This window comes from Pseudomonas sp. BN102, from assembly GCF_029871245.1.
Taxonomy (GTDB): Bacteria; Pseudomonadota; Gammaproteobacteria; order Pseudomonadales; family Pseudomonadaceae; genus Metapseudomonas.
The window spans coordinates 59,301-71,841 of the sequence record NZ_SSON01000070.1 but is presented as its reverse complement, the minus strand read 5'-3'; the positions used below and the strand labels follow the sequence as shown (position 1 = coordinate 71,841).

The following is a 12,541-nucleotide window of genomic DNA, read 5'->3' as shown; positions in this document are numbered from 1 at the left end:
GGCGCAGCCATGCTATTGCGCTTCACCAAGATGCACGGCCTCGGCAACGACTTCATGGTCCTCGACCTGGTCAGCCAGCACGCGCACATCCTGCCCAAACACGCCAAGCAGTGGGGCGATCGCCACACCGGCATCGGCTTCGACCAGTTGCTGATAGTCGAGGCGCCGACCAATCCGGATGTCGACTTCCGCTATCGCATCTTCAACTCCGATGGTTCGGAAGTGGAGCAATGCGGCAACGGCGCACGCTGCTTCGCTCGCTTCGTTCTCGACAAGCGCCTGACGGTGAAGAAGCGCATCCGCGTCGAAACCAAGGGCGGCATCATCGAGCTGGATGTGCGGCCCGATGGCCAGGTCACCGTGGACATGGGGCCGCCGCGCCTGGTCCCGCAGCAGATCCCCTTCAGCGCCGACGGCGAAGCCCTGAGCTACCCGGTGGACGTGGATGGCCAGACCGTCGAACTGGCGGCCATCTCCATGGGCAATCCCCATGCTGTGCTGCGCGTCGATGACGTCGCCACTGCGCCAGTGCACAGCCTGGGGCCTAAGCTGGAACATCACCCGCGCTTCCCGCAACGGGTGAATGTCGGCTTCCTGCAGATAGTCGATCGCAAGCTGGCCAAGCTGCGCGTATGGGAACGCGGCGCGGGGGAAACCCAGGCCTGCGGCACCGGCGCCTGCGCCGCCGCGGTAGCGGCGATCCGTCAGGGCTGGATGGACTCCCCGGTGCAGCTCGACCTGCCGGGCGGCCGGCTCTGCATCGAGTGGGCAGGCCCGGGGCACCCCGTTATGATGACCGGACCCGCGGTCCGCGTATTCGAAGGACAGGTTCGCCTATGACCGACCAGCACCAGGATCAGGATCAGCCACAGCACCTCGACGCCGAGACCGTGGCCGCCTATCTGCGCCTCCATCCGGAGTTCTTCGTCCAGCACGAAGAGTTGATTCCCGAAATGCGTATCCCCCACCAGCCGGGGGATGCCGTGTCCCTGGTGGAGCGCCAGATCAAGCTGCTGCGCGAGCGCAACATCGAGATGCGCCATCGCCTGTCGCAGCTGATGGACGTGGCCCGGGAGAACGACCGGCTGTTCGACAAGACCCGCCGCCTGGTGCTCGACCTGCTCGACGCCTCTTGCCTGGAGGAAGTAGTGGGCGCGGTGGAAGACAGCCTGCGCCATGAATTCCAGGTGCCCTTCGTCAGCCTCATCCTGTTCAGCGAGAACGCCCTGCCGGTGGGCCGCAGCGTCAGCGCAGCCGAGGCGCACCAGAGCATCGGCGGCCTGCTCGCGGGCGGCAAGACCATCTGCGGCGTGCTGCGCAGCCACGAGCTGGAGTTCCTATTTGGCAGTGATGAGCGCGACCAGGTCGGCTCCGCCGCCGTGGTCAGCCTGACCCATCAAGGCCTGCACGGCGTGCTGGCCATCGGCAGCCCCGACCCGCAGCACTACAAGAGCTCTCTCGGCACCCTGTTCCTCGGCTATGTCGCCGAAGTCCTCGCCCGAGTACTGCCGCGCTTCGCCACACCGCTGCGTTCGGTGAGATAACCGCACACCGCGCATCCCAAGGAAGTCCCATGCAAGCCGACCTGGATGCCTACCTGAATCACCTGCGCAGCGAGCGCCAGGTCTCGGCCCACACCCTGGACGGCTATCACCGCGACCTGCTGAAGGTGCGCGCGCTCTGCGAAAAATTCGCCATCGCCGACTGGAACGACCTGGACGTGCGCACCCTGCGTGGCTTCGTCGCAAGGCTGCACCAGGATGGCCTGTCCAGCCGCAGCCTGGCCCGCCTGCTCTCGGCCGTGCGCGGCCTCTATCAGTACCTGATCCGCGAAGGCCGCTGCCGCCACGACCCGGCCAACAGCTTATCTGCCCCCAAAGGCGCCCGACGCCTGCCCCGGGCGCTGGACGCCGACCGCACCCAGCAGCTGCTGGACGGCGCCGTGGAAGACGACTTCCTCGCCCGTCGCGACCAGGCCATGCTGGAACTCTTCTACTCCTCCGGCCTGCGCCTCTCCGAGCTGGTGGGCCTGGACCTCGACGGCCTCGACCTCGCCGCCGGCCTGGTGCGCGTGCGTGGCAAGGGCAACAAGACCCGCGAACTGCCGGTTGGGCGCAAGGCCCGCGAAGCGCTGGACGAGTGGCTCCCGCTGCGCGCCATGGCCGGCCCCGGCGACCAGGCGGTGTTCATCAGCCAGCAGGGCCGCCGCCTGACCCCGCGAGCCATCCAACTGCGGGTGCGCCAGGCGGGCGTTCGTGAACTGGGCCAGCATTTGCACCCGCATATGCTGCGTCACTCCTTCGCCAGCCATATGCTGGAGTCGTCCCAGGACCTGCGGGCGGTCCAGGAACTGCTCGGCCACGCCGACATTTCCACCACCCAGATCTACACCCACCTGGATTTCCAGCACCTGGCCTCGGTCTACGACCAGGCCCACCCCAGGGCCAAGCGACGCGGAGCGGACGAATGAGCATCCGACTGATCACCTTCGACCTGGATGACACCCTCTGGGACAACCGCCCTGTAATCGAGGGCGCCGAAACGGCCATGCGCGACTGGCTGATGGAACACACCCCAGCCCTGGGAACCCTGCCGGTGGAGCACCTCTGGGCCATACGCGCCGAGGTCCTGGCCGCCGAGCCGGCTCTCAAGCACCGCCTCAGCGAGCTGCGCCGGCGCACCCTGCGACGCGCGCTGCAGGGCGTCGGCTATTCGGCGGAGGACGCCGTAGACTTGGCCGAAGGTGCCTTCCAAGCCATGCTCCACGCGCGTCACCGCATCACCTTCTTCCCCGACACCGTGCCCACCCTGGAGCGCCTGGCCAACCGCTATAGCCTGGGAGTGATCACCAACGGCAATGCCGACGTGCGCCGCCTGGGCCTGGCCGACTACTTCAAGTTCGCCCTCTGCGCCGAGGAACTGGGCATCGGCAAGCCGGACCCGGTGCCCTTCCTCGAAGCACTCAAGCGGGGCGGGGTCAGCGCCGGGGAAGCCGTGCACATCGGCGACCATCCGGCCGACGACATCGAAGGCGCACGCCGCGCCGGCCTGCGCGCCATCTGGTTCAACCCCCTCGGCAAGGAGTGGAGCGGCGAGCAGCTGCCGGATGCGGAAATCACCAGCCTGGCCGAGCTGCCCGGCGTGCTGGCGCGCCTCGCGCGCTGGCATTGAGGTTGGTGGGAGCCCACAGGCCTCGCCCCTGACGTAGGGGGATCACGCTTCACCGATCCACCATCGGTGGTTCGGCCGGACAACGCTGGTGGACAAAAGAGCGCTGTCAAACCTACAGATCCGACGGGCAAGCCGGCGGCCTTTCGCGAATGAATTCGCTCCCGCAAGGGCCGGCCCCGTACCCTTTCCATCAACCATGAAAAAGCCCACCATTTGGCGGGCTCTTTCGACGGATGCCGGCCTCAGATGGGGCGGCTGCCGTACTTGCTGTCCGGCTTCTTCGGCGGGTCGGCTACCACGTTGGGTTCGACCTCCTGCACCTTGCCGCCACGGGCCAGGAAATCTTCCATAGCCTTGGCCAGGGCGTCACGTTCTTTCTGCTTGGCTTCGATGCTGGGCATCTCTTCGACTTCGACTGCGGCCTTGGCCTTCTTCCCGGAGGGAGCAGGGGCCTCGCCTTCGTCGTCGCTATCACCATCATCGGCTGCAGCCAGCTCTTCGCCGTCGTCCTCGTCGGCCGCTTCCAGCTCGTCTTGTTCCAGTTCTTCGTCGCTCATGTTCTACCTCATGCCTTGCCAAAGCAGGTTAGTTATAGCCCAGCTGCGCCAGCTTTCTAACGCTGCCGGAAAAATTTCAGGGCACCTCGCCGTGCAAGGTCGCCAAAATCCTGCGCGCACCGCCGTGGTCGCGGTGCTCGCCCAGGTAGACACCCTGCCAGGTGCCCATCGCCAGCTGCCCGTCTCGGACCGGCAAGCTCAGTTGGCAGCCCAGGAGGCTGCCCTTGAAGTGCGCGGGCAGATCGTCCGGCCCTTCATAATCATGTTCATAGTCGCTTTCTCCCTGAGGCACCAGGCGATTGAAGAATCGCTCGAAATCCCGACGCACCGCAGGGTCGGCATTTTCGTTGACCGTCAGGGAAGCCGAAGTGTGCTGCAGCCAGAGGTGCAACAGACCGACGCGGTAGCGCCTCAGTTCCGGCAATGCCGCGAGGATTTCATCCGTGACCAGATGGAAGCCCCGCGGCTTCGGGCGCAAGGTGATCAGGGTCTGCTGCCACATCCGCAAATACCTGTCTCGGCTCGTTCGGCGGGCATTCTAGCGCGGCCGCTGAAAAAACAAAGGGCGCCTTGCGGCGCCCTTTCGGCTTTCTTGCCGATTCCCCCGCCGGCAGCTGCCGAACGGGGAAATCACAAGGATCAGAGGTTGTAGCCGCGCTCGTTGTGCTGAGCCAGGTCGAGGCCTACCGTCTCTTCCTCATCGTTGACCCGCAGGCCCATGACCACGTCCAGCACCTTGAGGATCACGAAGGTGACGATGCCGGTGTAGACCACGGTGAAGGCCACGCCTTCGAACTGGGTCAGCAACTGGGCGCCGATGTCTTCGACGGTGCCGAAGCCACCCAGGGCCGGGGCGGCGAAGACGCCGGTCAGCAGGGCGCCGACGATACCGCCGACGCCATGCACGCCGAAGGCATCCAGGGAGTCGTCGTAGCCCACCTTGCGCTTGAGGCTGGTGGCGCAGAAGTAGCAGATCACGCCGGCCACCAGGCCAATGATCAGGGCACCCATCGGGCCGACGGTGCCGGCGGCCGGGGTAATGGCGACCAGTCCGGCGACCACGCCGGAGGCAATGCCCAGGGCGCTCGGCTTACCGTGGGTCAGCCACTCGGCGAACATCCAGCCCAGGGCCGCGGCGGCAGTGGCGATCTGGGTGACCAGCATGGCCATGCCGGCGGTGCCGTTGGCAGCTACCGCGGAGCCGGCGTTGAAGCCGAACCAGCCGATCCACAGCATGGCGGCGCCGAGCAGGGTGTAGCCCAGGTTGTGCGGGGCCATCGGGGTGTGCGGGTAACCCTTGCGCTTGCCCAGCACCAGGCAGGCCACGAGGCCGGCCACACCGGCGTTGATGTGCACTACGGTGCCGCCGGCGAAGTCCAGCACACCCCAGTCCCACATCAGACCGCCGTTGCCGCTCCACACCATGTGGGCGATCGGGGCATAGACCAGGGTGAACCAGACGGCCATGAAGATCAGCATCGCGGAGAATTTCATGCGCTCGGCGAAGGCGCCGACGATCAGCGCCGGGGTGATGATCGCGAAGGTCATCTGGAAAGTGATGAACACACTCTCAGGCACCGCGTACACCAGGCTGTTGGTGTTCAGGCCGCTGAGGAAAGCCTTGGACAGGCCGCCGATAAAGGAGTTGAAGTTGACAACGCCCTGCTCCATGCCAGTGGTGTCGAAGGTCAGGCTGTAGCCGTAGACCACCCACAGGATGCTGATCAGGCCGGTGATGGCGAAGCACTGCATCATCACCGAAAGAACGTTCTTGGACCGCACCATGCCACCGTAGAACAGTGCCAGACCGGGAATGGTCATGAACAGCACCAGCGCGGTAGCGACGATCATCCATGCCGTATCGCCGCTGTTCAGCACGACCTCGTCGGCAGCCATGGCCAGGCCGGGGGTAACGAGGGACAAAAGGGCTCCTAGCCCTGCGATCTTACGCAGAGTCATGTTGTTTTCTCCTGGGGCGTTGGGGTTCGGAGGCTTAGATCGCGTCTGTGCCGGTTTCGCCGGTACGGATACGGATGGCCTGTTCCAGATTGACGACGAAAATCTTGCCGTCACCGATCTTGCCGGTATTGGCTGCCTTGGTGATGGCCTCGATGACCCGATCCAGCTGGTCGTCGGCGATGGCCACGTCGATCTTCACCTTGGGCAGGAAATCGACCACGTATTCGGCGCCACGGTACAGCTCGGTGTGGCCCTTCTGCCGTCCGAAGCCCTTGACCTCGGTGACCGTGATGCCCTGCACACCGATCTCCGACAACGACTCGCGCACGTCGTCGAGCTTGAAAGGCTTGATGATGGCGGTGACTAGCTTCATGAAACTTCTCCCGTGTTTGGTTGACTTGCCCCAGGAAAAACGAACCCGGCTCAAGTCTAAGCGCAGTGTCTGGCTTTGTAACGCGTCGGACCGCCCTGGCTCGGCACTCCGACAAAAAAACCAACCGCTTCTGGCGAAACACTCCCCCGCCTCGCCCGGTGCACCGGAACTGCATCGGTGCATGCGTCGCCCACCACCAAGCAGAAATCTTGCCAGCTCGACACAAAGTGCCTCTTTTCAAGCAGATACTGGCGGAGTGCCGGCCTTTGGCTACAAAAGCCCGACACAATACGCACCAAAGAGGTGCGGAACGCCCCAGGGCGCCGCTCAAAAAGTGTGCACCGCCCATCGCCAGCTCACCGCGCCGGACCCCGTGATAGACTCCCGCTCATTCACCTCTGGATAACCACCATGCTGCCGCCCAAAGCCCTGCTCGATACCCTCGCTTCCCATGCTTCGCGCCTGTTCAGCGGCGAAAGCCCGCTGCCCCGCGCCGAGATCGAAGCGCAGTTCAAGGTCTTGCTGCAGAGCGCCTTCGGCAAGCTCGATCTGGTCAGCCGCGATGAGTTCGACAGCCAGATGGTGGTGCTCGCCCGAACCCGTGCCCGCCTGGAAGCCCTGGAGGCCAAGGTCGCGGAGCTGGATGCCAAGCTGAACCCGCCGTCGGCCGACTGATCCCGGTCCGGCCCGGCGGACCGATCAAGGAGTGATCATGTCCCTGGCCATAGTCCACAGTCGCGCGCAGGTCGGCGTCGAAGCCCCTGCCGTGACGGTCGAGGCGCACCTCGCCAACGGCCTGCCGTCCCTGGCCCTGGTGGGACTGCCGGAAGCCGCCGTCAAAGAGAGCAAGGACCGCGTCCGTAGCGCCATCCAGAACAGCGGCTTCGACTTCCCGCCAAGACGCATCACCCTCAACCTGGCCCCCGCCGACCTGCCGAAGGATGGCGGCCGCTTCGACCTGGCCATCGCCCTCGGCGTGCTCGCCGCCAGCGGCCAACTGCCGGCCGCGGCCCTGGAACAGATCGAATGCCTGGGCGAGCTGGCCCTCTCCGGCGCACTGCGCCCCGTGCAGGGCGTGCTGCCCGCCGCGCTGGCGGCCCGCGCCGCCGGACGCACCCTGGTGGTGCCGAAGGAAAACGCCGAGGAGGCCAGCCTGGCCAGCGGCCTGAGCGTGCTGGCAGTCGGGCACCTGCTGGAACTGACCGCCCACTTCGCCGGCCATACACCTCTTGCGCCCTACCAGGCCCAGGGCCTGTTGCAGGAACGACCGCCCTACCCCGACCTGGCCGAGGTCCAGGGCCAGATCGCCGCCAAGCGCGCCCTACTGGTGGCCGCTGCCGGCTCCCACAATCTGCTGTTCTGCGGCCCGCCCGGCACCGGCAAGACCCTGCTCGCCAGCCGGCTCCCTGGCCTGCTGCCGCCCCTGGAGGAAGACGAAGCGCTGGAAGTGGCGGCTATCCACTCGGTGGCCAGCCACGCACCGCTGCAGGCCTGGCCGCAGCGACCCTTCCGCCACCCACACCACAGCGCCTCGGGCGCGGCGCTGGTTGGTGGCGGCAGCCGGCCGAAACCCGGCGAGATCACCCTCGCCCACCAGGGAGTGCTCTTCCTCGATGAACTGCCCGAATTCGACCGCAAGGTCCTGGAAGTACTGCGCGAACCGATGGAGAGCGGCGAGATCGTCATCGCCCGCGCCCACGACAAGGTGCGCTTTCCCGCCCGCTTCCAGCTCGTCGCGGCCATGAACCCTTGCCCCTGTGGATATCTCGGAGATCCCGGCGGACGCTGCCGCTGCACGCCGGAGCAGATCCAGCGCTACCGCGCCAAGCTGTCCGGACCGCTGCTCGACCGCATCGATCTGCACCTGACCGTGGCCCGCGAGGCCACCGCCCTGGAACCCGCCACCCACGGTGGTCACGGCAGCATCGAAGCCGCCAGTGAAGTGGCCCGCGCTCGGCGGCTGCAGCTCCAGCGCCAGGGCTGCGCCAACGCCTTCCTCGACCTCAATGGCCTGCGCCGGCATTGCAGCCTCGCCAGGCAGGACCGCGAGTGGCTGGAAAGCGCCTGCGAGCGCCTCAACCTCTCCCTGCGCGCAGCCCACCGCATCCTCAAGGTGGCACGCACCCTGGCCGATCTGGAACAGGCCGCAAGCATCGCCCGTCACCACTTGGCCGAGGCCTTGCAGTACCGGCCGGAGCCCCAGCTTTGAGCAGGGCAAGTGCCAGGAAACCGTAGGAGCGAGCTCTGCTCGCGAAGTGGTCCCGTTCGCGAGCAGAGCTCGCTCCTGCGCTAGTTCCCGGATCTCAGGAGGGATCTTCAAACAAAACTATCGGACTATTCATCTTCGAAAGATTGGCTCTATCGATTGTGCTAGGATGCTGCGCCTTCCGCCCTTGGCGGCCATCCGATAACAAGGAGAGCTAGCTCAATGGAGGCAAATAAGTCTTCGCAATCCACCCTCAACCCGCCGGTCTTTTTCGGCTCCGCAGTACTCATCATCGCCCTGGTGCTCTATAGCACTCTGGCCCGCGAACAGGCCCAGGCGCTGTTCGGCCAGATCCAGGCCTGGATCCTGCTCAATGCCAGCTGGTTCTACGTCCTCAGCGTGGCCCTGATCCTCATCACCGTGGTCTTCCTGGCCGTCAGCCGCTTCGGCGATATCAAGCTCGGCCCCGACCACAGCCAGCCGGACTATGGCAACGGCACCTGGTTCGCCATGTTGTTCGCCGCCGGCATGGGCATCGGCCTGATGTTCTTCGGCGTCGCCGAACCTCTGATGCACTACGCCAACCCGCCCGTGGGCGATCCCAATACGGTGGCCGCGGCCAAGGAGGCGATGAAGCTCACCTTCTTCCACTGGGGCCTGCACGCCTGGTCGATCTACGCCATAGTCGCGTTGATCCTGGCGTACTTCTGCTTCCGCCACGACCTGCCGCTGACCCTGCGCTCGGCGCTGTATCCGCTGATCGGCGAACGCATCTACGGCCCGATCGGCCATGCTGTGGATATCTTCGCGATCCTCGGTACCGTCTTCGGCATCGCGACCTCCCTGGGCTATGGTGTGCTGCAGATCAACGGCGGCCTCAACCACCTGTTCGGCCTGCCGGTCAGCGTACCGGTGCAACTCGGCCTGATCGCCCTCACCTGCGGCCTGGCCACCCTGTCGGCGGCCAGCGGGCTGAACAAGGGCATCCGCGTCCTCTCCGAGCTGAACCTGGCCCTGGCGGTGCTCCTGATGCTGGTGGTGCTGGTCCTCGGCCCCACCGTGTTCCTGCTGCAGACCTTCGTGCAGAACACCGGAGGCTACCTGTCGGAGATCGTCAGCAAGACCTTCAACCTCTATGCCTACGAACCCACCGACTGGATCGGCGGCTGGACCATCCTCTACTGGGGCTGGTGGCTGTCCTGGTCGCCCTTCGTCGGCCTGTTCTTCGCCCGCATCTCCCGCGGTCGCACCATCCGCGAGTTCGTCTGCGGCGTACTCTTCGTTCCCGCCGGCTTCACCCTGCTGTGGATGACGATTTTCGGCGACACAGCCATCCACATGGTCCTGCACCAAGGCATCACCGGCCTGGTGGATACGGTCCGGCAGGATAGCTCGCTGGCGCTGTTCGCCTTCCTCGAGCAGTTCCCCTTCTCCTTCTTCCTGTCGCTGGTAGCCGTGGCCATGGTGGTGGTGTTCTTCGTCACCTCCGCCGACTCCGGCGCCCTGGTGCTGGACATGCTGGCATCCGGCGGGCGCGAAGAGACGCCGCTATGGCAGCGCCTGTTCTGGTCGATTCTGGTCGGCGTGGTCGCCATGGCCCTGCTGCTGGCCGACGGCCTCAAGGCCCTGCAAGCCGCCACCATCGCCAGCGCCCTGCCCTTCGCTGCGGTGCTGCTGGCAGCGACCTGGGGGCTGCTCAAGGCGCTGCGCCTGGATGCCACCAAGCGTGGCATCCGCTATCAGTCGCTCAACCTCTCGCGCTCGGCCCAGCGTCAGCACGGCGGTTGGCAGCGGCGCCTGCGCAATATCCTGATGTTCCCCCGGCGCACCCACGTCACTCGCTTCATCAGCGAAGTGGTGCAGCCCGCCTGCATCGAGTTGGCCGATGAACTGCGCAAGCAGGGCTACCAGGTGGAGGTGCTGAATGGCGAGGAAGGCCGCTGCAAGCTCAACGTGGGGCACGATGCAGATGTGGACTTCAGCTATGAGGTGCGCCCGCGCGCCTTCCTCCTGCCGCGTTTCGCCACCCGCGAAGCCGGTGAGGACAACGGCGATGCGCGCAAGTACTTCCGCGCCGAGGTCTACCTGCGTGAAGGCGGCCAGGACTACGACGTGATGGGCTGGAGCCGCGAGGAAGTGATCGGCGACCTGCTCGACCAGTACGAGAAGCACCTTCACTTCCTGCATGTGGTGCGCTGACGAGCTCCTTGCCACCTGTGGCTTCCCTCATCCGACCGCAGCCCGCCCCCTCTCCCTCTGGGGCGAACAGGCGCGCTTTCGGAAGCACCGCTTCCGGCGCCTATGAGCGCCTGAGCGCGAAGCGATCAGGCCGGGGCGCAGAGCGGGGTTGGAATGAGGGATGCTCCCACAGCGCACCGATCTGGCCGAAACATTTATCCACAGCCTCCTGCTGGCTCCGCCGCGCCAGCCTGCGATACTCGACGCCCGTTCCAGCGGAGCCCCGCATGACCAGCCTCACCCTCGGCCCCCTCGCCATCCCCACCCAACAGGCCCTGCTCTACCTGGGCTTCTTCGCAGCCATGCTCAGCGGCTGGCTGGCCGGGCGCAAACGCAAGGCCAATCCCGAGGCGGCGCTGTTCGCCATGCTGCTGGGCGGCCTGCTGGTGGCGCGCCTGGCCTTCGCCGCGCGCTACTTCGAACAGTACTCGTCGGCGCCCTGGGGCCTTCTGGATATCCGTGATGGCGGCTTCATGCTCTGGCCCGGGCTGCTGGCAGCGCTGCTGATTGGCGCCATCCTGGCCTGGCGCACCGCAGCCCTACGCCGACCGCTGGCCATCGCCCTGACCGTGGGCGGCCTGCTCTGGGGTGGCGCCGGCGCCATCCTCGCGGCCCTCGACCAGAGCCGGCAACTACCCGAACTGGCCCTGCTCGACCTGCAGGGCAACCCGGTCAATCTGGGCGAACTGGACGGCCGGCCGCTGGTGGTCAACCTCTGGGCCACCTGGTGCGCGCCCTGCCGCCGCGAAATGCCCGTGCTGGAAGCGGCCCAGCAAGGCAATCCCGAGGTGCGTTTCGTGCTGGTGAACCAGGGTGAACACGCTGCAGCGGTGACCGGCTTCCTGGCCGAGCAGGGTTTGAAGCCAAAGGAAGTCCTGCTCGACAGCGGCAATCGCCTGGGCCAGGCCACCGGTTCCTACGGCCTGCCAACTACCCTCTTCTATGACGCGAAGGGAAGGCTGAATCACAGCCACATGGGCGAGCTGTCCGGCGCCAGCCTGGAGCACGGGTTGCGCCAGTTGCCCTAACCGAGCAGTTCCACGGGTGGCAGCACCATGGCAGCCACCTCCGCCTGCAGGAAATCGCGCAGCCGACGCAGTCGCTCCTGGCCGCTGCGGGCGCGGGGCCAGACCAGGTAGTAGCTGTCGCCGCTGGCCACGGCGGTGGGCCAGGGCAGGCCGATGCGGCCCTGGGCCACGTCTTCGGCCACCATCACCAGGTCGCCGATTGACACGCCATAGCCCCGGGCGGCGGCCACTATGCCCAGCTCCAGGGTGTCGAACACCTGGCCGCCCTTGAGGGACACCTTCTCCCCCAGGTCCATGCGCTGCAGCCAGCGCCGCCAGTCGCGGCGGTCGGGCGTTGGGTGCAGCAGTTCGGTCTGTTGCAGGCGTTCCAGGCCCCAGGGCTCGGCCGCCTGGGAGGGCTCGCAGACTGGGATCAGCCATTCACTGAACAGCAGGGTCACTTCCCAATCCTGGTTGAAGTGGCCATCACTGAGCAGCACGGCGCAGTCGAAGGGCTCGTGCTGGAAATCCACCTTGTCCACATCCATCCAGGCGCTGGTGAGCTGCACCTCGATGTCGGCGTTGCGGTGGCGAAAGCGGGACAGGCGCGACAATAGCCAGCGCATGGTGAGGGTGGAAGGTGCCTTCAAGCGCAAGGTGGCGTCATCGACCCGCAGGGTGGTGCAGGCCCGCTCCAGGGCATCAAAGCCCTCGCGCAGGCCCGGCAGCAGCATGCGCGCCGGCTCGGTGAGTTGCAGGTTGCGCCCCTGGCGCTCGAACAGGCGACAGGAGAAATGCTCCTCCAAGGTGCGGATATGCCGGCTCACGGCGCTCTGGGTGATCGCTAGCTCCTCGGCGGCGCGGGTGAAGGAGGCGTGCCGGGCCGCGGCCTCGAAGGCCCGCAAGGCGTAGAGCGGGGGCAGGCGGCGCGACATATACCTTCACCTATGAGTCAAAGTCATGGAAGGCATCATTTTTTTCCTTTTGTGCCCGCTGTTCAAGGCTCGGAAAATTGCCAGACTCCCAGTCG

13 protein-coding genes are annotated in these 12,541 nt (G+C 66.1%); 8 read left to right on the top strand and 5 right to left on the bottom strand.

All coding sequences use genetic code 11. From position 1 onward, the window contains the following. Positions 1–9: 9 nt before the first annotated feature. The 4 genes from dapF to E8F12_RS16550 are packed head-to-tail and all read left to right on the top strand — an operon-like array spanning position 10 to position 3,171. Positions 10–840: a diaminopimelate epimerase gene (dapF, locus tag E8F12_RS16565; RefSeq protein WP_280326314.1), complete on the top strand. Its 831-nt coding sequence runs from the start codon at positions 10–12 to the stop codon at positions 838–840. After that, positions 837–1,544, top strand: coding sequence for a DUF484 family protein (locus E8F12_RS16560; RefSeq protein WP_280326313.1), 708 nt, complete (start codon positions 837–839; stop codon positions 1,542–1,544). Before dapF ends, E8F12_RS16560 begins: the two co-directional genes overlap by 4 nt. A gap of 29 nt (positions 1,545–1,573) precedes the next feature. Next, positions 1,574–2,470: a tyrosine recombinase XerC gene (xerC, locus tag E8F12_RS16555; RefSeq protein ID WP_280326312.1), complete on the top strand. Its 897-nt coding sequence runs from the start codon at positions 1,574–1,576 to the stop codon at positions 2,468–2,470. After that, positions 2,467–3,171 (top strand): HAD-IA family hydrolase, encoded by a 705-nt coding sequence (locus E8F12_RS16550; protein WP_280289630.1) that lies wholly within the window; start codon positions 2,467–2,469, stop codon positions 3,169–3,171. The genes xerC and E8F12_RS16550 overlap by 4 nt, the downstream gene beginning before the upstream one ends. A 242-nt stretch (positions 3,172–3,413) precedes the next feature. Here the strand turns inward: E8F12_RS16550 and sutA are convergent, their stop codons facing one another. The 4 genes from sutA to glnK form a co-directional block, all read right to left on the bottom strand. Continuing rightward, positions 3,414–3,728 carry a transcriptional regulator SutA gene (gene sutA, locus E8F12_RS16545; protein ID WP_280289629.1) on the bottom strand — a complete coding sequence of 105 codons (315 nt, stop codon included), beginning with the start codon at positions 3,726–3,728 and terminating at the stop codon, positions 3,414–3,416. Positions 3,729–3,804: 76 nt separating this feature from the next. Then, a complete protein-coding gene (locus E8F12_RS16540) occupies positions 3,805–4,230 on the bottom strand; it encodes a secondary thiamine-phosphate synthase enzyme YjbQ (protein WP_280326311.1) in 426 nt (141 codons plus the stop codon). A 137-nt stretch (positions 4,231–4,367) separates the two neighbouring features. Further along, positions 4,368–5,687, bottom strand: coding sequence for an ammonium transporter (locus E8F12_RS16535; protein WP_280326310.1), 1,320 nt, complete (start codon positions 5,685–5,687; stop codon positions 4,368–4,370). A 34-nt stretch (positions 5,688–5,721) separates the two neighbouring features. Further along, positions 5,722–6,060 (bottom strand): P-II family nitrogen regulator, encoded by a 339-nt coding sequence (gene glnK / locus E8F12_RS16530; protein ID WP_003457590.1) that lies wholly within the window; start codon positions 6,058–6,060, stop codon positions 5,722–5,724. A gap of 411 nt (positions 6,061–6,471) precedes the next feature. On the opposite strand from glnK, the gene E8F12_RS16525 reads away from it, so the two are divergent. From E8F12_RS16525 to E8F12_RS16510, 4 genes are all read left to right on the top strand, one after another. After that, positions 6,472–6,735, top strand: a complete 264-nt coding sequence (locus tag E8F12_RS16525) for an accessory factor UbiK family protein (protein ID WP_280326309.1) — start codon at positions 6,472–6,474, stop codon at positions 6,733–6,735. A gap of 37 nt (positions 6,736–6,772) precedes the next feature. Further along, positions 6,773–8,269 carry a YifB family Mg chelatase-like AAA ATPase gene (locus E8F12_RS16520; RefSeq protein WP_280326308.1) on the top strand — a complete coding sequence of 499 codons (1,497 nt, stop codon included), beginning with the start codon at positions 6,773–6,775 and terminating at the stop codon, positions 8,267–8,269. Between the two features lie 219 nt (positions 8,270–8,488). Next, the gene (betT, locus tag E8F12_RS16515; RefSeq protein ID WP_280326307.1) at positions 8,489–10,465 is read left to right on the top strand and encodes a choline BCCT transporter BetT; all 1,977 of its coding nucleotides are present in this window, start codon (positions 8,489–8,491) and stop codon (positions 10,463–10,465) included. Between the two features lie 266 nt (positions 10,466–10,731). Then, positions 10,732–11,532 carry a TlpA disulfide reductase family protein gene (locus tag E8F12_RS16510; protein WP_280326306.1) on the top strand — a complete coding sequence of 267 codons (801 nt, stop codon included), beginning with the start codon at positions 10,732–10,734 and terminating at the stop codon, positions 11,530–11,532. Here E8F12_RS16510 and E8F12_RS16505 read toward each other — a convergent pair. Next, complete coding sequence (locus E8F12_RS16505; RefSeq protein WP_280326305.1) at positions 11,529–12,446, bottom strand: LysR substrate-binding domain-containing protein; 918 nt, start codon at positions 12,444–12,446, stop codon at positions 11,529–11,531. The two genes, E8F12_RS16510 and E8F12_RS16505, sit on opposite strands and share 4 nt — an antisense overlap. Between the last annotated feature and the right edge of the window lie 95 nt (positions 12,447–12,541).

Bases quoted from the DNA above. Each gene is read 5' to 3' on its own strand.
- dapF (WP_280326314.1), top strand. From the start codon at position 10: ATGCTATTGCGCTTCACCAAGATGCACGGCCTCGGCAACGACTTCATG.
- E8F12_RS16560 (WP_280326313.1), top strand. From the start codon at position 837: ATGACCGACCAGCACCAGGATCAGGATCAGCCACAGCACCTCGACGCC.
- xerC (WP_280326312.1), top strand. From the start codon at position 1,574: ATGCAAGCCGACCTGGATGCCTACCTGAATCACCTGCGCAGCGAGCGC.
- E8F12_RS16550 (WP_280289630.1), top strand. From the start codon at position 2,467: ATGAGCATCCGACTGATCACCTTCGACCTGGATGACACCCTCTGGGAC.
- sutA (WP_280289629.1), bottom strand. From the start codon at position 3,728: ATGAGCGACGAAGAACTGGAACAAGACGAGCTGGAAGCGGCCGACGAG.
- E8F12_RS16540 (WP_280326311.1), bottom strand. From the start codon at position 4,230: ATGTGGCAGCAGACCCTGATCACCTTGCGCCCGAAGCCGCGGGGCTTC.
- E8F12_RS16535 (WP_280326310.1), bottom strand. From the start codon at position 5,687: ATGACTCTGCGTAAGATCGCAGGGCTAGGAGCCCTTTTGTCCCTCGTT.
- glnK (WP_003457590.1), bottom strand. From the start codon at position 6,060: ATGAAGCTAGTCACCGCCATCATCAAGCCTTTCAAGCTCGACGACGTG.
- E8F12_RS16525 (WP_280326309.1), top strand. From the start codon at position 6,472: ATGCTGCCGCCCAAAGCCCTGCTCGATACCCTCGCTTCCCATGCTTCG.
- E8F12_RS16520 (WP_280326308.1), top strand. From the start codon at position 6,773: ATGTCCCTGGCCATAGTCCACAGTCGCGCGCAGGTCGGCGTCGAAGCC.
- betT (WP_280326307.1), top strand. From the start codon at position 8,489: ATGGAGGCAAATAAGTCTTCGCAATCCACCCTCAACCCGCCGGTCTTT.
- E8F12_RS16510 (WP_280326306.1), top strand. From the start codon at position 10,732: ATGACCAGCCTCACCCTCGGCCCCCTCGCCATCCCCACCCAACAGGCC.
- E8F12_RS16505 (WP_280326305.1), bottom strand. From the start codon at position 12,446: ATGTCGCGCCGCCTGCCCCCGCTCTACGCCTTGCGGGCCTTCGAGGCC.